This window comes from Christensenella hongkongensis, assembly GCF_000981035.1.
Classification (GTDB): domain Bacteria; phylum Bacillota; class Clostridia; order Christensenellales; family Christensenellaceae; genus Christensenella; species Christensenella hongkongensis.
In genome coordinates, this window is record NZ_LAYJ01000123.1 from 19,322 (window position 1) to 36,522 (window position 17,201).

Sequence of the window (17,201 nt, forward strand, 5' to 3'; positions counted from 1 at the left end):
CGAAAAAAAATTGCCCGCACGGGAGCCATTAAGCGGCAACCTGCGGACGTTATCAATTCTATCTCTTTGCCGGAGTGCGGCCTTGCTGTGAAGGCGGCTTTTTTTCGTGCACTTTTTCATATTTATCGAATGCTTTTACAATCGCTTTCACAAGACGGTGACGCACCACGTCCTTTTGCGTGAGGTAAATCACCTCGATGCCGTCGATTCCGGACAGGATATCTGCGGTTTTCTTGAGCCCGGACTGCCGGTTACTCGGCAGATCGATCTGCGTCACGTCCCCTGTCACGACCACCTTGGAGCCCTCGCCAAACCGCGTAAGAAACATCTTCATCTGCTCTATGCTCGTATTTTGCCCTTCATCCAGGATAATAAACGCATCGTTTAACGTCCTGCCGCGCATGTAGGCAAGCGGCGCGACCTCGATTACGCCCTTCTCCGAAAGGCGGGCGTATGCCTCCGCACCCATGAAATCATAAAGCGCGTCGTAAAGCGGGCGCAGATATGGATCAACCTTGTTTTGCAGGTCTCCGGGCAAAAAGCCAAGGTTTTCCCCCGCTTCCACCGCCGGACGCGTTAAAATGATGCGCGACACCTGTTTATTTTTGAGCGCCACGACCGCCATCGCCATTGCAAGATAGGTTTTTCCCGTCCCCGCCGGGCCGATACAGATCGTAACCGTGTTATCCTTGATTGCCTGGATATATTCCTTCTGCCCATAGGACTTGCACTTAATCTGCTTGCCCTTGGCTGTAATCGCAACGATGTCGGACATCATTTCCGTCACCATATGCTGGTGCCCGTCGCGAACAAGGTCCAGCGCATAATTCACCGAATCCGGATTAATCGTTTCGTTCTTCCCATACATCTTTTTCAGGACCTCGATTACGTCAGCCGCTGTCTTTACCTTTGCCGTTTCCCCTGTAACGCTGATCCCTTCTTCCGTAGCACGGATCGTCGTGCCCGTTTCCGCGGAAATAATATTAATGTTTTCGTCAAAGCTGCCAAACACCCCGGCCATCTGCTCCATACTGTCAAACGAAACATCGATTTGTAACTGTGTTACTGTCAAAGTATATACTTCCTCCTGCACCTTTTCGTGAATTTGCTATTGCAGCAGCTCCTTCGCCGCCTCGTAAACAGCTTCCGTTTGTGGAACGGCGGCCTGCTCGATCGTCTTTGTAAATGACACCGGCATGGCTTTCCCGCCGAGCCGCTTCACCGGCTTTTTGAGTGAAAGGCATGCGTCGCTTTCACAGATCACGGAAAGCACCTCCGCGCCCACGCCGCATTCTGCCGTAGCTTCGTGCGTGATAAGCACGCGCCCCGTCTTTTTTGCATTGTCGATAATCGCCTGCGTATCAAGCGGGCTCAGGGTTCGCAAGTCCAGCACCTGTGCGTTCACCCCGTCCTTTTCCAGCATTTCCGCAGCTTCAAGAGCCTTTTGCAGCATATGTGAATAGCTGATAATCGTCAGATCGTTTCCTTCGCGTTTTACGTCTGCTTTTCCAATCGGAATGGTATATTCTTCCTCCGGCACCTCTCCCATTGTATGATACCCCAGTTTGTGCTCGAAAAACAAGACCGGTGTGTTGCTTCTGATTGCGGACTTTAAAAGCCCCTTTGCGTCGCAGGGGGTTCCCGGAGCAACCACTTGCAGCCCGGGGACATGGCAAAACCACGCCTCAATGCTCTGCGAATGCTGCGCCGCAGCGCCCGTTCCGGCGCCCGCCGGCATCCGGAATACAATCGGCACGGTTACCTGCCCGCCCAGCATATAACGCATTTTTGCGGCCTGGTTGACAATCGGATCCATTGCCTGCATGATAAAATCAGAAAAAATATACTCCACTACAGGCCGGTAGCCCATCATTGCCGCGCCTACCGCTATTCCCGTGTAACCTTCCTCCGAGATAGGCGTATCCATCACGCGCGACTCGCCGAATTCTTCGATCAATCCGCTCGTCACACCAAAGCCTCCGCCATAAAGGCCGATGTCCTCTCCGATCAAAAACACCTTTTCATCCCTGCGCAGCTCTTCGCGCAGCGCGTCTGCGATGGCCTGCTTTACTGTAATCACTGCCATTTTTTATTCCACCTCAATCAGCGTACACGAGCTTTTCCGCTTCACAAAGCGAATACTCTTCCGACTGTTCCGCAAACGCAACAGCCTCTTCCACCTCGTGCACAGCCTGCTGTCGAATCGCGTCAAGCTCACTCGCGCTGAATCCATTTTCACATAAATATCCGTAAAACCGTTTGATTGGGCACCGTTCTTTCCATTCGTTCTCTTCCTCGCGCGTCCGGTATACGCGCTTGTCGCTCTTTGAGTGCCCCAGCCAGCGGTATGTAACCACCTCAATCAGTGTCGGCCCGCCGCCGCTGCGCGCCCTCCGGGCAGCTTCGTCCGCTGCCGCGGCGACCTCAAGCACGTCGTTCCCGTCAACCGTCGCTGCCGGAATCCCATACGCCACAGCGCGTTTTGCAATCTGCGGCACCGCCGTGCTCTTTTCCACCGGCGTAGACATCCCGTAAAAATTATTTTCGCATACAAAAATAACAGGCAGCTTCATAAGCGACGCCATATTAAGCGTCTCATGGAAGACTCCCTCATTCGTTGCGCCGTCGCCAAAAAAGCTGACCGCGATATTTGATTTTTGATCCTTTTGAAAGGCAAGCGCAACGCCTGCCGCAAGCGGGATCGATCCCGCTACAACACCGTTTGTGCCATAATTTCCTTTTTTGATGTCCGCCATGTGCATCGAGCCGCCAAGCCCTTTGCAGCAGCCGGTTTCCCTGCCGAGCATTTCCGCCATCATCGCTTTTGCGTCCATGCCCTTTGCAATGCACAAATTGTGTCCCCTGTGGCTGCCAAAGACAATATCCTCCGGGCGAAGGACGCTTACTACGCCCATTGCGCTGCCTTCCTGCCCCACACCAAGATGCGTTGTACCGTGCATCCTGCCGTCGCGAAACATCCGCGCAACACACCACTCAAACTCACGGGCCAGACACATCCTTGTGTAAATCTCCCGCAGTTTTTCTTCCGACAATACCATTTAATACCTCTATTGTGATATTTTATACAAAATACCTGATAAAAAACAAGGTTTTGTCACTTAACGCGCCAAAACCTTGATCATGCTTCGTATCAAACGAACAAGCTCTCAAAAAGAGCCTTCCCATGAAGTCACCAAAAAAATCAATGCTTTCTCTTTCTGGCAGCTTCCGCTTTTTTCTTTCTCTTCACGCTGGGTTTTTCATAATGCTCACGTTTCCGAATTTCAGCCAAAACCCCTGCTCGCGCACATTTACGCTTAAATCTGCGAAGAGCACTTTCCAGCGTCTCATTTTCGCCTACGCGTATTTCAGACATTGATCTCCCCTCCTCCCGTACTCTGTTTTTACAACGTAAAAACTGGGAGCTATTTCATACCACTGTATTATAGTAAAATCCTTGCGCTCTGTCAATATCTATTTCAACTTGCGAGGCGCAAAATGTTTCAGCTACAGGCATTTTATGCCGCTATACCGTCGCTGCATGCCCTTTTCCTGAGATTGCGCTCAGCCCGGCGGCCATCCAAATTCGCGCCCGCCAAGAAGGTGCAGATGCAGGTGGTGAACCGTCTGTCCGCCGTTTGCGCCCGTGTTGAACACCAGGCGGAAACCGTCCTGTGCAAAGCCTTTTTCCGCCGCTAACTTTTGCGCGGCTTTGATCATTGCCTCAATATAGCAAAAATCTCCTTCTCCCACTTCCAAAATACTCTTGATATGCTTTTTGGGAATGATCAGGATATGCTCGGGCGCTTTCGGATCGATATCGTAAAAAGCATAAACCATATCGTCCTCATATACCTTATTACCCGGAATCTCTCCCGCGATGATTTTGCAAAACAAACAATCTTCCATTGCAAACTCCTGTTCCGGCGCGATTCGCGCGCCTGATTATTTTTATTGTATGGGCATTGTACACTGACGTGGAGGCAGGCGCATAAGGCACCGCCCTTCGGAGACGCGCCGTACAGTTCAAAAATCAAAACCGTGTACGGCGCGCTGCATCCGCCTATTAAAGCATAAGCGGTACAACGTGGTAACGGCTTCTGAAGCTCCTCATTGCAGCGCCTTATGTGCCTGCCGGCAGACATAGAAGTTTGCCAGGCTACGCACTCCGCTTTATAGAGCGTATGCCAGCGCCGTGTCAGTCTGTTGCATGAAAACGCCTTTGCGCACGCAGTAAGCAGGCTTTGAATGCAATGGACTGATGCGGCGTGAAATCAAGCGTACAGTATGTTAATATCCCATACAATCTTATTTAAAAATCCGCGCCTCTATTTTGCGTATAGTATACCATTTTTGTATTCGCCCAGCAAAACGTTTTTCAATGCGCCTTCCTGTGCACAGGCATGTACGCGCAGGTAACGGTCCGTATATCCTTCCATAAGGCCGTCCCCTGTTTTTTGCTCAAACAGCACATCCTGCCGCGTCCCTATAAACTGCATTGCAAAAGCCTGTTCAAGCTCCCGGGCGATATCAATGAGGATGTTTGCCCTCTCCCTGCGCACTTTTACGGGTACGCTGCCCTTCATGGATGCAGCAGGCGTTCCTTCCCGCTCAGAATACGGAAATACATGAATACGCGAAAACCTCTGTTCCCGCGCAAAATCACACGTCTGCCGGAACGCTTCGTCCGTCTCGCCCGGAAAACCGGTTATGATATCCGTGGTGATTGCCGGAAGGTTGAATTCCGAACGTATATTTTCAAGATACCCTGCAAACTGCCCGCTGGTATATTTGCGGTTCATCCGCCTTAAAACATCGTCGCTGCCGCTTTGCAAAGACACATGGAAGTGAGGGCATATTTTTTCAAGCGCAGCGAGTTCCCTTAGGAAACCAGGCTCTAAAATATGCGGCTCGAGCGATCCGAGACGGATGCGTTCAAGTCCTTCGACTTCATTTAATCCCCGCAGCATGGAAAGCAACTCCCCGCCGCCGTCCTGCCCGTAAGACGAAATGTGTATCCCCGTGAGTACAATTTCCCTGATATGATTTTGCGCAAGCTTCCTTGCCTCAGCAAGTATGCTTTCCTCCGCACGCGAACGTACGCGTCCGCGCACATAGGGTATGATGCAATAGCTGCAAAAGTTATTGCATCCCTCCTGTATTTTGATATATCCGCGCGTAAGCTCTCCGCCGGAGCTTACGGTCATTTCCTCAAATTCATCTGTCCCTGAAATATCACGGGCCCAGTTGACGCGCCTGCCCAAAAGCGCCTCATTTACAATTTCCACGATGCGCGAGCGGTTCTCCGTGCCAATGACCGCGCCCACACCCTCAATCTCCATAACCTTTTCACTGTCGCGCTGGGCAAGACATCCGCACACGCATATCACAGCCTGCGGATGCTGATGATGGAGCCGCCGGATCATATTCCGCGATTTTTTGTCCGCCATATTGGTGACTGTGCACGTATTGATCAGGTATACATCCGCCGCCTCATGAAAAGATACGCGAATAAAGCCCTCTTTCTCAAGCATTTCCACCATGGCGTTTGTGTCATATTGATTTACCTTGCACCCCAGCGTATACGCCGCTACTTTCATTCTATTTCCCCATAAACTCGTATCCGATCATCGCAGCAGCCGCAACTCCAGCTGTTTCCGCACGGAAAATAAGCGTTCCAAGCGTGCACGCCACCGCTCCCGCATCCACAAGCGCGCTGACCTCGTGTTCCGCAAAACCGCCCTCCGGGCCTACGATCACGCAAATGCCCTTTTCTCTGCGGAGATTTTGCTGCAAAACCTCTTTGATCGTCGTCTGTTTTTCATTTTCATACGCAAGCAGAACAAGCCCATCCGTATGCCTTACGAAATCTACAAGCTCGCGAAACGAACAAAGGCCGCTTACATCCGGAATGCGTGAACGCCCGCACTGCTTTGCCGCTTCCAGCGCAATCCTTCGCTCCTTTTCCACAAGCTTTTTCGCAGACTTTGCGTCAGGCCGCTTCACACAGCGTTCGCTCAGGAACGGAACAAAAGCGTCAACGCCCGCCTCCGTGCATTTTTGCACTGCGTAGTCGAGGTGGTCGCTTTTGATAACGGCCTGGAAAAGCGTAATTTTCACGGGGAGCTCGCATTTTGAGACGCTGCTTCCCTTTACCAGAACCGTTACCTCCTGTTCGCCGACCGCGCTGACCGCGCACAAATAATCCACGCCGCTTCCATCAAATAAAATAAGCTCGTCGCCAGGCTGCATCCGCAGCACACGGGCTATATGCTTTGCCTCCCTCCCGCTGACCTTCACGGTGTCTCCCGTGATGTCTTCCTTGAAAAAACGCCTCATCCCCTGTACTTGCAGGCAAGGGCGCGCCATTCTCCGTCCTCAAGAATCTGGATCACACGGTATCCTTCCTGCTCCAGCGAGGCCCTTACCTCGTCCACACGCGCATCAATGATACCCGAACAAATATACATCCCGCCCGGCTTCATATAATTTTTCGCAATGCCGTTCAGCTTGATTACCACATCCGCAATAATATTGGCGACCACGATGTCCGCCTTCAAATCCGTCGGCAGCGCTGAAAGCAAATCTGATTTCTTTACTTCAATCATATCTCCGCAGCCGTTGCCCCGCGCATTCTCTGCCGTTACCTGCACCGCAACAGGATCAAGATCGAGCGCGTATACCTTCTGTGCGCCGAGCTTTGCAGAGGAAATTGACAATATCCCGCTGCCGCAGCCCGCGTCAATCACCTGCATTCCCGGCTCGATATATTCCTCGAGCAGATGCACGCACATCTTGGTTGTCTCATGGTTGCCGGTGCCAAACGCCATGCCCGGATCTATCTCGATCACGATCTCGTCGTTGCCGGCCGTATAATCCTCCCAGGTTGGCTTGATCACCACATAATCGGATATTTTGACCGGACTAAAATATGCCTTCCAGGCATTCTCCCAGTCCTCCTCATGCACCACCTGCGTAATCACCTCAAGGCTTCCGAGCGGCACATCAATGCTCATATGGCGCAGCTTTGCAAGCTTTTGCCTCACATGCTCCAGTATCTCCTTTTCGCTGCCGTCACACGGAAAAAACGCCGCAACGCAAAATGGCACGCGTTCCAGCACCTTCTCGTCAAGATAATCCCAGGGAAGCCCCTGCTTCGCGCAGGCCTCGTTATCCCCCTCGATACTGACTCCATGCGCTCCTACCTGCATCAGCAGCTCGGAGATAATCTCTTCCGCTTCCTTTTGCGTACGTATCCCAATTTTTAACCAGTCCATATGCTATGCCCCTTCAACATTTGTTCTGTCTTGCAGCATAGTAACAAATCGCAGCGCACGTTGTGCGCATGAAATTGTTTGCCGCATATCAGTTCCCTGCAAATATTGCCTGCGCAACCATTTGAAAAGCTGTAATCAACATTATAGCTGCAAACCAAATTCGGTTGCAACCAAAAGCACTGTTTTGCAACAACTTTCACCCCGCCTTTCAAATATCAAGGCCACCCGGATACCCAGCGCTTTCCCGCTCCAATACCGGGTATAAAAAACGGTAAAGCCCTATGGCGATACCGTTTTCTCCAAGCTCTTAAAAAGCGTCGTTCGGCTTGTTGAACGTCGTGCCCTTGTCCTTGTTTTTGATCTTCTCTTCAAAATCGCGCAGCACTTTTTTCTGCCGCTCGTTGAGCTTCTTTGGTATCTGCACATTGGCGCGCACATACAGGTCGCCCATACGCGTGCTGTTCAGATGCTGTACGCCCTTGTTTTTCAGACGGAATACCGTCCCCGGCTGCGTTCCCGCCTCTACCTTATAACGCACCTTGCCGTCAAGCGTCGGCACCTCGATCTCGTCGCCGAGGGCAGCCTGTATCATACTGATATCCATATCGAGATACAGGTCGTATCCCAGCCGTTCAAAAAGCTTATGCGGTTTTACGGAAATCACAATCTGCAGGTCTCCCGCAGGGCCGCCCCGCTTTCCCGCGTGGCCTTCGCCGCGCATGGTAAGAATCTGGCCGTTATCGATACCGGCAGGAATATTCACGGAAATCGTACGCTGCTGCTGCACCGTTCCTTTTCCCTTGCACTTTTCACATGGCGAATCGACAATCGTCCCTTCTCCTCCGCAGGTACGGCAGGGCTGTACGTTTACAAAGCTGCCAAACATCGTTTGCTGCTGAACGCGTTCCTGGCCCGTCCCGTTACAGGTAGGGCATGTCCTGCGCTCCGTTCCCTTTTTCGCTCCGGTTCCGTCGCACTCTTCGCATTTTTCCAGGCGGTTGATCGTGACCTCCTGTTTGATGCCATGTGCCGCATCCTCAAAACTGATACGCATACTGACACGGATATCATTTCCCCGCTGCGGCCCGTTTTGCGGACGGCTACGCATCCCGCCGCCAAAGATGTTATCAAATATATCGCCAAAACCACCGAAGCCTTCAAATCCGCCGAAGCCGCCCTGTCCACCAAAACCGCCCGCGCCATCCGCGGTGCCAAAGGTATCGTACTGCTGGCGCTTCTGGTCGTCGCTCAGAACCTGGTAAGCCTCGTTGATCTCTTTAAACTTCTGCGCGGCTCCTTCATCTCCCTTATTCATATCAGGGTGATATTGTTTGGCAAGTTTTCTGTATGCACTTTTGATTTCGTCCGCCGACGCACTTTTGTCAACGCCCAGCGTTTCGTAATAATCCTTAGCCAAGTTTTCCTATACCTCTTCCAACTAATCTTCATCCCAACCCTTAAAAGCCAAAGTACCTATTATTCATAATATCATACTCTGGCTTTAAAAGGGTTCTTATTTTTTTATTTTTCAGTCTGCTCAGTCTTTTTTGTCGTCTTTGTCCTTGTCCTCATCTACTACCTCATAATCGGCATCCACGACGTTGTCGTCTTTTTTGCCGCCGTTGGGATCGTAATTCGGATCAAAACCAGCGCCGCCTGCCGCGCCTGCGCCACCCGCAGCGTTCGGATCTCCGCCCGCCTGCTGGTAGATTTTACCGAACGTATCGAATGAAACCTTCTGCAGCTTCTCCGTAGCGGATTTGATCGTATCCGGATTGTTGGTCTTGAGCGCTTCCTTTGTCGCCGCCAGCTCGTCCTCGATCTTCTTCTGGTCTTCCTTTGGCACCTTGTCGCCAAGGTCTTTCAAGGTCTTTTCCGTCTGGTAGATCAGCGAATCCGCATTGTTGCGCGCTTCCACCTCTTCTTTTCTCTTCTCGTCTTCCGCCGCAAATTTCTCCGCGTCCTTGACTGCCTTATCGATCTCATCGTCCGACAGGTTCGTAGACGCTGTAATCGTGATTTTCTGCTCCTTGCCCGTGCCCATATCCTTTGCGGATACGTTTACGATACCGTTTGCGTCGATATCAAAGGTAACCTCGATCTGCGGAACTCCGCGCGGGGCAGGCGCAATGCCTGTAAGCGTAAAACGTCCCAGCGTTTTATTTGCCGCCGCCATTTCACGTTCGCCCTGCAATACGTGGATTTCCACGCTTGTCTGTCCGTCGGCTGCCGTAGAGAACACCTGGCTCTTCTTTGCCGGGATAGTCGTATTCCGGTCTATGAGCTTGGTGCAGATTCCGCCCATTGTTTCGATACCGAGCGAAAGCGGCGTTACGTCGAGCAGAAGTACGTCCTTGACCTCCCCGCCGAGAACGCCCGCCTGGATTGCCGCGCCCATTGCAACGCATTCGTCCGGGTTGATGCCTTTGAAGGGCTCTTTGCCCGTAATCCTCTTTACCATATCCTGAACAGCCGGAATACGCGAAGAACCTCCGACCAGAAGGACTTTGTCGATTTCGCTGCTGCTTACGCCCGCATCCTTGATCGCGCTTGAAGTCGGTCCTTCCGTCGCCGCGACAAGGTCAGCCGTCAGCTCGTCGAATTTTGCTCTCGTAAGGTTCAGGTCAAGATGCTTGGGGCCGGACGCGTCTGCCGTGATAAACGGCAGGTTGATGTTTGTCTGCATCACGCCGGAAAGCTCGATTTTCGCTTTTTCCGCAGCCTCCTTCAGGCGCTGCAGCGCGATCTTGTCGCTGGAAAGGTCAATCCCGTTGCTCTTTTTAAATTCGGCTACCATCCAGTCGACCACCTTATCGTCAAAGTCGTCGCCGCCAAGGCGGTTGTTTCCGCTTGTCGCCAGCACCTCGATTACGCCGTCGCCGATCTCCAGCAGGGATACGTCAAACGTGCCGCCGCCAAGGTCGTATACCAGCACCTTCTGGTTGTTGTCTTTTTCCAGTCCATATGCAAGCGCCGCAGCCGTCGGCTCGTTCACAATACGCAGAACCTCGAGGCCCGCAATCCTTCCCGCGTCTTTTGTCGCCTGCCTCTGCGAATCGGAGAAGTACGCCGGAACCGTAATTACCGCCTGCGTCACCGTCTCTCCAAGATATGCTTCCGCATCGGATTTCAGCTTTTGCAGGATCATCGCGGAAATTTCCTGCGGGGAATATGTTTTCCCGTCGATCGTGACCTTTCTGTCCGTGCCCATGTCGCGCTTGATGGACATAACCGTGTGATCCGGATTTGTTACCGCCTGGCGCTTTGCAACCTGCCCAACCAGTCTTTCCCCGTTATTCGAAAACGCAACAACCGACGCGGTTGTCCTGCCGCCCTCGGCATTTGGAATTACGACGGCTTCGCCGCCCTCCATAACCGCTACGCATGAATTTGTCGTTCCTAAGTCAATACCAATTACTTTACCCATTTATAACAACCTCCTGTTAAATATGTTATCAATTCTTTTTATTTCTTATGAAGCAACGCTTCATTTTGCCACTTTAACCATCGAGTGCCGCAGCACCTTTCCATTCAGGCTATAGCCCTTTTGTAAAACCTCAACGATCTGGTTGGATTCAAACCCTTCTTCTTCCACCTGCATGACAGCGTTATGAACCTCCGGATCAAATTGCCCGTCCGCCGCAATCTCTTCCACTCCAAGATTGCTCATAGCGTCCTTAAGCTGGCGCATAATCATTTCGACTCCCTCGGAAAACGCCTTGTCCGCGCAATCAGCCATAAGCGCGCGTTCAAAGTTGTCCAGAATCGGCAGCAGCACCATAACCGTGTCTGCCACGCCGTTTTGGAAAGACGCCGCCGCAAGCGAAGCGTTACGCTTTTTATAATTCTCAAAATCTGCCCGCTCGCGCTTCAGGGCGCTCAAATATTCTTCCTTCTCTGCCTCAAGCACTTTGAGCTTTTCCGCCGCTTTATCCTTTTTGGCGGATTTATGCTTCGCTTCCTTCTTATCGGGCTTTTCTTCCGGCTGCTCTGTTTTTTCTTCCAGTTCTTCCTGTTCTGCCGCCTCTGCCGTTTTTTCTTCCTTTACTTCCTCCGGTTCCTGTACCGGTTCCTTCTTTTCCGTTTCTTCACTCTTGTTTTGTGTCAATTTTAATTACCTGCCTTATTTGTTTTTATCTGTTTCCAGTAAACACGAAAGGATGTCGCTAAGGCTCATCCCCACGTAGTTGAGCACGGACAGTACACGGCCGTAATCCATACGTGTCGGCCCGATCACTCCAAAGGAGCCGATCTTTTCGCCGCCAATTTTATAGGTTGCGGTAACAATACTCATATCCTTAAAATCGTCATACGGGTTTTCCTTGCCGATCTTGATCGAAAATTCAAGGTCTGTCGCGTTGGAAAGCATCTTATACAGCGTATCCTTCGTTTCCAGAAGCTGCAGGAAATGCCTTGCTTTTGCAATATCCCTGTATTCCGGATAATTGAGAATATTTTGCGCTCCGCCAAACACGAGATCCTTTTTTTCGCGGTTCAGGTTGATCGCATCCAGAATTTCTCCCATAATGACCTTCTGTTCCTTCAGAACGTCCATACATTCTTTTTTTATAATTTCTTCCGCTTCCTTGAGGGAAACGTTTTGCACCTTATCAGTCAGCATGTTTGAGAGCATATCGAGCTGCTGCGTCTCCATGCCGATCGGCACGCTGATCATCTGATCCTGCACAAGCCCGTTATCCGTCACAAAAATAAGCATTGCCTTCGTATCTGTGATTTTTACGATCTGTATCCGCTTGAGCTTTACGCTGTCAAGCTGCGGGGCGGTCACCATGGAAATATGCTTCGTCACATCCGAAAGCGCCTTCGCGGCAGATTCCAGCACCTCGCCGATCTCGCCTACCCGCGCGTCGAAATAATTGCGGATAAAGATTGCCTCGTCCTTCGTGATCCTGTCTATGTGCATCAGGCGATCCACATACAGGCGGTATGCCTTATCGCTCGGCGTGCGCCCAGCGGACGTATGCGGCTGATCCAGAAACCCAAGTTCCTCAAGGTCTGCCATTTCATTCCTGATGGTGGCGGAGCTGTAATCAAACCCCGGCTTTTTGGAAAGCGTGCGCGAACCGACAGGAACACCCGTATCGATATAGTCGTCAATGATCGCCTTGAGTATTTTCAATTTTCTGTCCGATAATTCCATGTCACTCGCTCACTCCTTCCCTGCGAATTTCGCATCCCGCGATGATATGTTTTATTCATATACACAAATAACCGGTCTTAAACCGTTTTGTTAGCACTCGCCTTGCTCGAGTGCTAATTCCTTGATATAAAGATACCACCGCATGGGGTGGTTGTCAATATCATTTCTTAAAATACTACGCCATCCGCATGAACATTATATGAACAAATTGCGCCTTTTTCCTGACATTTTCCCGGCCCGGAATTTTGCAGGCCTATGAGCCTGCCGAGGGCCGGCAGAACGCGGTCTGCTTTGAAAATCAATGCTCTTTGCCCGGAAGCAGAGCAGTGTACGAAACAATAAAAGCGTTCCTGAGATCGTCAGGAATCAATTCGTTTTGCGAGTTGGAAACCGGCGCAAAACATCCTCTGGCAATGAGAGCCCGCTAGAGAAGCGCAGCTTCTTTCGCGAAGCACCGAAGGTCGCGCTCGTGCGGGGCAAAGCGACAGTCGGTACAGCCCCGCCCTGCACATAAAAAGGCCGGCTGACGGATACTGACTCCGCCTGCCGGCCCCTTGCCCTGCTTTTCTTATTGCCCTGCGTTTTAATCCGCCTGTTTGGTCTTTGCAAGAACGATCTCGCGGATGCAAACCTCCTGCGGCATATTGTAAATAAATTCCGCGCAGTCCGCCACCTGGGAAACATCCATTCCACGCTCGATCTGCTTTTTCGTCTCGTTGTAATCCGCAACGATCTGCTCGTCTGTGGTATGCGTCAGCAGCTCTGTTTCTGTAATTGCCGGCGCGATCACGGAAATCCTGACGTTGCTGCCCGAGACTTCCTTGCGCATCGCCTCCGTAATGGCGTGCACCGCGAACTTCGTGCCGCAGTATACCGAGTGGCTGTCAAATGTCTTTCTTCCCGCCACAGAGCTGATGTTGATAATCGTTCCCTCGTTACGCCCTACCATATCCGGCAGCACGACATGCGTGCCTGTGAGGATACCCTTTACATTTACATCGATCATCCTGTCCCATTCCTCGTAGCTTTGCTTCACCGGGCTGCCAAGAAGCATAATGCCCGCGCAGTTGATGAGGCAGTCTGTCTTGCCGTATTTCTCCTCTGCTTCCCTGATTGCCTTTTCCATCGCATATTTGTCCGTTACATCCACAGACCTGCAAATGGAATCCGGCAAATTCAACTCTTCCATATTCTTAAGGCGCCTTGCCAGTAAAAGCACCGGATGCCCCATTCCCGAGAATCTCTTAGCAAATTCCCTGCCGATTCCCGAGCTTGCGCCCGTAATTACCACTAATTTTTTCATAATGATCCTCCTCGTCCCTTTTTTGATTTCTATCCTTACTATATCACGTTTTCATGAAAAAGTCATGGACGATCTTGCTGTCTTATTTTGCGTTATGTACCGCATCCGCCATTTCTTTTACATACCGTGAAACATACGGGCCGCACGCCTTTCCGTGCTCCGCCACAAGCCTTACGATCGCGCTGCCCACAATCGCCCCGTCCGCACGGGCTGCCATATCCGCCGCCTGCTCCGGCGTGGATATCCCAAAGCCGATCGCACACGGTATATCGCTCACCTCACGCACGAGCGAGATCATTTCCCCCACGTCTGTTGTAATCGCACTGCGTACGCCCGTCACGCCCAGCGAGGAGACACAATATAAAAAGCCCTCGGCTTCCTCTGCAATCATCCTGATGCGTTCCTTCGAGGTCGGTGCAATAAGCGAAACGAGGTCAACGCCGTATTCGGTACAGTAAGGCTGCAGCTCCCCCTTTTCCTCAAACGGCATATCCGGGACAATGAGCGCGTCCACGCCAAGCTGTGCGCTTCGTTTTACGAACCGGTCTGAGCCATAGGTAAAGACCGGATTGATATACGTCATAAACGCAAGCGGCACGTCTGTACGCTGACGCACGCGCTCCACCATATCAAAAATCAAATCTGTCGTAGTCCCCGCGGAAAGCGAACGTTCGTCTGCATTCTGGATCACCGGGCCTTCCGCTACCGGATCGGAAAACGGGATGCCGATCTCAATAAGATCAGCGCCCTGTGCCGCCATTTCCAGTATCAGTGTTTCCGTAATATCCAAATTGGGATCCCCCGCCGTCAAAAACGGAATAAACGCCTTGCCGTCTGCAAACGCCTGTCTTGTTTTAGTCATGGATATCCACCCCCCGGTATCTTGCGATTGCCGCCACGTCCTTATCTCCCCTGCCGGAAAGATTGACCACGATAACCTTGTCCTTTTCCATCTCCGGCGCGAGCTTTTTCGCATATGCGACGGCGTGTGCGCTCTCGATGGCCGGGATAATCCCCTCCGTACGCGAAAGGTACTCAAACGCCTCGACGGCCTCGTCGTCCGTCACTGGAACGTACTGCGCCCTTCCCGTATCATGCAGGTACGCATGCTCCGGCCCAATGCCGGGATAATCGAGCCCCGCTGAAATCGAATAAACGGGAGCGATCTGCCCGTATTCATCCTGGCAGAAGTATGATTTCATTCCGTGGAAAATGCCAGGCGTGCCGTTTGCGATTGTCGCGGCATTCTGATCCGTATCTGCACCGCATCCGGCCGCCTCGCAGCCGATAAGCTTTACGCCTTCCTCCCCGATGAAGTCGTAAAACAGTCCCATTGCGTTGCTTCCGCCGCCCACGCAGGCAAGAAGCACATCCGGAAGCTTTCCTTCGCGCTCCAGTATTTCCTGCCTGACCTCTTTGCCGATCACGCTTTGGAAATCCCGTACAATCGTGGGAAAGGGATGCGGCCCCATAACCGATCCAAGCACATAATGCGTGTCAAGTATCCGGGAAGTCCATTCGCGGAGCGTCTCGTTGACCGCGTCCTTGAGTGTCATTGTCCCGCTTGTCACCGGGTGCACTTTCGCACCCAGAAGCTCCATACGGTAAACATTGAGCGCCTGCCGCTTTGTGTCCTCCCTGCCCATGAACACCTCGCATTCCATGCCCATGAGCGCCGCCGCGGTAGCGGTTGCCACCCCGTGCTGTCCCGCTCCCGTCTCCGCAATGACGCGCGTTTTTCCCATTTTCTTTGCGAGCAGTACCTGCCCCAAAACGTTATTGATCTTATGGGAACCGGTGTGGTTTAAATCCTCGCGCTTCAAATAGATTTTCGCCCCGCCGAGATCCTGCGTCATACGCCGTGCAAAATACAGCAGGGACGGCCGCCCCGCGTAATTTTTCAATAAATCCGCAAGCTCGTTTTGGAATTCCTTGTCGTCCTTATAGTGATTGTAAGCCTCTTCCAGCTCTATAATTGCGTTCATCAGCGTCTCCGGCAGATATTGCCCGCCGTGCTTTCCGAATCTTCCTTTTCCACTCATAACCTTCCCAGTACCCCCATGATTTCCCTGATCTTTGCTTCGTCCTTAAAACCGTTTGTTTCGATACCGCCCGAAATATCCAATCCCAGCGGCGCTACCTTTTGCAGCGCCTCGCTGATATTAGCGCTGTTAAGCCCGCCCGCCAGAAAAAACGGCTGCGTTAATTCCACGCGCGCAATCACGTCCCAATCGGCTTTTTTTCCCGTTCCCCCGTAGGCCTCTTTTGAAAAGCTGTCAAGCAGCAGCAGGTCTGCGCCAAGCGTTTGTGCCCTTTGGATATCCCCGCCGCTTCGCACGCGCACCGCCTTCCAAACCTCATACCCGAGTTCTTTTGCACGGGCTACATAAGCCGCATCCTCGTCCCCATGAAGCTGCAATACGTCAAGGCCCGCAACCCGGGCAGTCTCTTCGAGACTGTCCAAAGGCTCGTTAACAAAAACGCCCACGCTGCGAATACGGCTGTCCAGCTTTCCTATAAGGGCCGCCGCCTGTTTCCCGCTTACCTGCCGGGGACTTTTCGCAAAAACAAACCCCGCATAGTCCGGCAGGTAGCGGTTTGCGTACATGATATCAGCCTCCCGGCGAAGACCGCAAAGCTTTACCTTCATACGCCCTGCCGCAGGGCTTTCAGTTCCTGCCCGATATCCGCGCTGCGCATCAGCGTTTCACCAATGAGCACCGCGTCCGCGCCGTAGGATGCGGCTTCCTTCATATCATTATTCGTTACAATTCCACTTTCCGATACGATAATCCGCCCCTCCGGCACAAGCTTTGCGAGCTCCTGCGTCGTGTGCAGATCCACATCGAAGGTTTTAAGGTCGCGGTTATTGATGCCGATAATCCTGCCGCCTGCGTCCACCGCCTTTTGCAGTTCTTCTTTGTTGTGCGCCTCCACAAGGCATTGCAGGCCAAGCGTATCGGCGATACGCAAAAACCGCGTGATGGTAAATTCGTCCAGTATTGCCGCAATCAGCAACACCGCGTCCGCGCCGATCACCAGGGATTCGTACAGCTGGTACTCGTCGATGATGAAATCCTTACGCAGGATGGGAATACGCACCTTGCTGCGGATCGCCTGCAAATACTGGCTGCTTCCTTTAAAGTAGTGCTCTTCCGTCAGCACAGAGAGCGCGTCCGCGCCCGCCTTCTCATATTCCTGCGCAATGCCGACCGGCGTGAAATCTTCGCAGATTACACCCTTTGAAGGCGACGCCTTTTTGACCTCGGCAATCACAGACAGGCCCTTTTTCTGCAAAGCGGCTGCAAAGTCGTAAGGAATGCGCTCGTCCTCCGCCGCTTTGTCCATAATCTGTTTTTCACCCAGAACCTCTTTCTCATAGGCAAGCTGTTTCTTCCGGTATTCCAAAATATCATCCAGTATCATATTGGTTTCCTCGCTTTCCGTTCCGCGTTTTCCG

At 52.2% G+C, this 17,201-nt stretch carries 17 protein-coding genes; all 17 read right to left on the minus strand.

The features are described 5' to 3' along the window. Positions 1-58: 58 nt before the first annotated feature. The 17 genes from CHK_RS13235 to trpC all read right to left on the minus strand — a co-directional run bounded on the left by CHK_RS13235 (position 59) and on the right by trpC (position 17,167). On the minus strand, positions 59-1,030 hold the full coding sequence (locus CHK_RS13235; RefSeq protein ID WP_046444599.1) for a PhoH family protein: 972 nt from the start codon (positions 1,028-1,030) through the stop codon (positions 59-61). Positions 1,031-1,108: 78 nt separating this feature from the next. Further along, complete coding sequence (locus tag CHK_RS13240) at positions 1,109-2,086, minus strand: alpha-ketoacid dehydrogenase subunit beta (protein WP_046444555.1); 978 nt, start codon at positions 2,084-2,086, stop codon at positions 1,109-1,111. A gap of 13 nt (positions 2,087-2,099) precedes the next feature. Further along, positions 2,100-3,059 (minus strand): thiamine pyrophosphate-dependent dehydrogenase E1 component subunit alpha, encoded by a 960-nt coding sequence (locus CHK_RS13245; RefSeq protein ID WP_046444556.1) that lies wholly within the window; start codon positions 3,057-3,059, stop codon positions 2,100-2,102. A 143-nt stretch (positions 3,060-3,202) separates the two neighbouring features. Further along, a complete protein-coding gene (rpsU, locus tag CHK_RS13250; protein ID WP_046444557.1) occupies positions 3,203-3,376 on the minus strand; it encodes a 30S ribosomal protein S21 in 174 nt (57 codons plus the stop codon). Between the two features lie 188 nt (positions 3,377-3,564). Continuing rightward, complete coding sequence (locus tag CHK_RS13255; RefSeq protein ID WP_046444558.1) at positions 3,565-3,909, minus strand: histidine triad nucleotide-binding protein; 345 nt, start codon at positions 3,907-3,909, stop codon at positions 3,565-3,567. Between the two features lie 419 nt (positions 3,910-4,328). Next, on the minus strand, positions 4,329-5,600 hold the full coding sequence (gene mtaB, locus CHK_RS13260) for a tRNA (N(6)-L-threonylcarbamoyladenosine(37)-C(2))-methylthiotransferase MtaB (RefSeq protein ID WP_046444559.1): 1,272 nt from the start codon (positions 5,598-5,600) through the stop codon (positions 4,329-4,331). A 1-nt stretch (position 5,601) separates the two neighbouring features. Next, positions 5,602-6,339, minus strand: coding sequence for a 16S rRNA (uracil(1498)-N(3))-methyltransferase (locus CHK_RS13265; protein WP_046444560.1), 738 nt, complete (start codon positions 6,337-6,339; stop codon positions 5,602-5,604). Next, entirely contained in the window at positions 6,336-7,277 is a 942-nt protein-coding gene (gene prmA, locus CHK_RS13270) for a 50S ribosomal protein L11 methyltransferase (RefSeq protein WP_046444561.1), read from the minus strand. Before prmA ends, CHK_RS13265 begins: the two co-directional genes overlap by 4 nt. 307 nt (positions 7,278-7,584) lie before the next feature. After that, entirely contained in the window at positions 7,585-8,694 is a 1,110-nt protein-coding gene (gene dnaJ, locus CHK_RS13275; RefSeq protein WP_046444562.1) for a molecular chaperone DnaJ, read from the minus strand. A 120-nt stretch (positions 8,695-8,814) separates the two neighbouring features. Beyond that, complete coding sequence (dnaK, locus tag CHK_RS13280) at positions 8,815-10,704, minus strand: molecular chaperone DnaK (protein WP_046444563.1); 1,890 nt, start codon at positions 10,702-10,704, stop codon at positions 8,815-8,817. A gap of 60 nt (positions 10,705-10,764) precedes the next feature. Beyond that, a complete protein-coding gene (grpE, locus tag CHK_RS13285) occupies positions 10,765-11,385 on the minus strand; it encodes a nucleotide exchange factor GrpE (protein WP_046444564.1) in 621 nt (206 codons plus the stop codon). A gap of 15 nt (positions 11,386-11,400) precedes the next feature. Then, on the minus strand, positions 11,401-12,438 hold the full coding sequence (gene hrcA / locus CHK_RS13290; protein WP_046444565.1) for a heat-inducible transcriptional repressor HrcA: 1,038 nt from the start codon (positions 12,436-12,438) through the stop codon (positions 11,401-11,403). Positions 12,439-13,021: 583 nt separating this feature from the next. Next, positions 13,022-13,741, minus strand: coding sequence for an SDR family oxidoreductase (locus CHK_RS13295; RefSeq protein WP_046444566.1), 720 nt, complete (start codon positions 13,739-13,741; stop codon positions 13,022-13,024). Positions 13,742-13,823: 82 nt separating this feature from the next. Next, on the minus strand, positions 13,824-14,603 hold the full coding sequence (gene trpA, locus CHK_RS13300; protein ID WP_046444567.1) for a tryptophan synthase subunit alpha: 780 nt from the start codon (positions 14,601-14,603) through the stop codon (positions 13,824-13,826). Further along, the gene (trpB, locus tag CHK_RS13305; RefSeq protein ID WP_046444568.1) at positions 14,596-15,783 is read right to left on the minus strand and encodes a tryptophan synthase subunit beta; all 1,188 of its coding nucleotides are present in this window, start codon (positions 15,781-15,783) and stop codon (positions 14,596-14,598) included. Before trpB ends, trpA begins: the two co-directional genes overlap by 8 nt. After that, positions 15,780-16,391 (minus strand): phosphoribosylanthranilate isomerase, encoded by a 612-nt coding sequence (locus CHK_RS13310; protein ID WP_046444569.1) that lies wholly within the window; start codon positions 16,389-16,391, stop codon positions 15,780-15,782. The genes trpB and CHK_RS13310 overlap by 4 nt, the downstream gene beginning before the upstream one ends. Beyond that, positions 16,388-17,167, minus strand: a complete 780-nt coding sequence (gene trpC / locus CHK_RS13315) for an indole-3-glycerol phosphate synthase TrpC (RefSeq protein ID WP_046444600.1) — start codon at positions 17,165-17,167, stop codon at positions 16,388-16,390. Before trpC ends, CHK_RS13310 begins: the two co-directional genes overlap by 4 nt. Positions 17,168-17,201: the final 34 nt, after the last annotated feature.

What these genes read in the sequence shown, in the direction of transcription:
- CHK_RS13235 (WP_046444599.1), bottom strand. Translation starts at nt 1,030, where the DNA reads ATGGAGCAGATGGCCGGGGTGTTTGGCAGCTTTGACGAAAACATTAAT.
- CHK_RS13240 (WP_046444555.1), bottom strand. Translation starts at nt 2,086, where the DNA reads ATGGCAGTGATTACAGTAAAGCAGGCCATCGCAGACGCGCTGCGCGAA.
- CHK_RS13245 (WP_046444556.1), bottom strand. Translation starts at nt 3,059, where the DNA reads ATGGTATTGTCGGAAGAAAAACTGCGGGAGATTTACACAAGGATGTGT.
- rpsU (WP_046444557.1), bottom strand. Translation starts at nt 3,376, where the DNA reads ATGTCTGAAATACGCGTAGGCGAAAATGAGACGCTGGAAAGTGCTCTT.
- CHK_RS13255 (WP_046444558.1), bottom strand. Translation starts at nt 3,909, where the DNA reads ATGGAAGATTGTTTGTTTTGCAAAATCATCGCGGGAGAGATTCCGGGT.
- mtaB (WP_046444559.1), bottom strand. Translation starts at nt 5,600, where the DNA reads ATGAAAGTAGCGGCGTATACGCTGGGGTGCAAGGTAAATCAATATGAC.
- CHK_RS13265 (WP_046444560.1), bottom strand. Translation starts at nt 6,339, where the DNA reads ATGAGGCGTTTTTTCAAGGAAGACATCACGGGAGACACCGTGAAGGTC.
- prmA (WP_046444561.1), bottom strand. Translation starts at nt 7,277, where the DNA reads ATGGACTGGTTAAAAATTGGGATACGTACGCAAAAGGAAGCGGAAGAG.
- dnaK (WP_046444563.1), bottom strand. Translation starts at nt 10,704, where the DNA reads ATGGGTAAAGTAATTGGTATTGACTTAGGAACGACAAATTCATGCGTA.
- hrcA (WP_046444565.1), bottom strand. Translation starts at nt 12,438, where the DNA reads ATGGAATTATCGGACAGAAAATTGAAAATACTCAAGGCGATCATTGAC.
- CHK_RS13295 (WP_046444566.1), bottom strand. Translation starts at nt 13,741, where the DNA reads ATGAAAAAATTAGTGGTAATTACGGGCGCAAGCTCGGGAATCGGCAGG.
- trpA (WP_046444567.1), bottom strand. Translation starts at nt 14,603, where the DNA reads ATGACTAAAACAAGACAGGCGTTTGCAGACGGCAAGGCGTTTATTCCG.
- trpB (WP_046444568.1), bottom strand. Translation starts at nt 15,783, where the DNA reads ATGAGTGGAAAAGGAAGATTCGGAAAGCACGGCGGGCAATATCTGCCG.
- CHK_RS13310 (WP_046444569.1), bottom strand. Translation starts at nt 16,391, where the DNA reads ATGAAGGTAAAGCTTTGCGGTCTTCGCCGGGAGGCTGATATCATGTAC.
- trpC (WP_046444600.1), bottom strand. Translation starts at nt 17,167, where the DNA reads ATGATACTGGATGATATTTTGGAATACCGGAAGAAACAGCTTGCCTAT.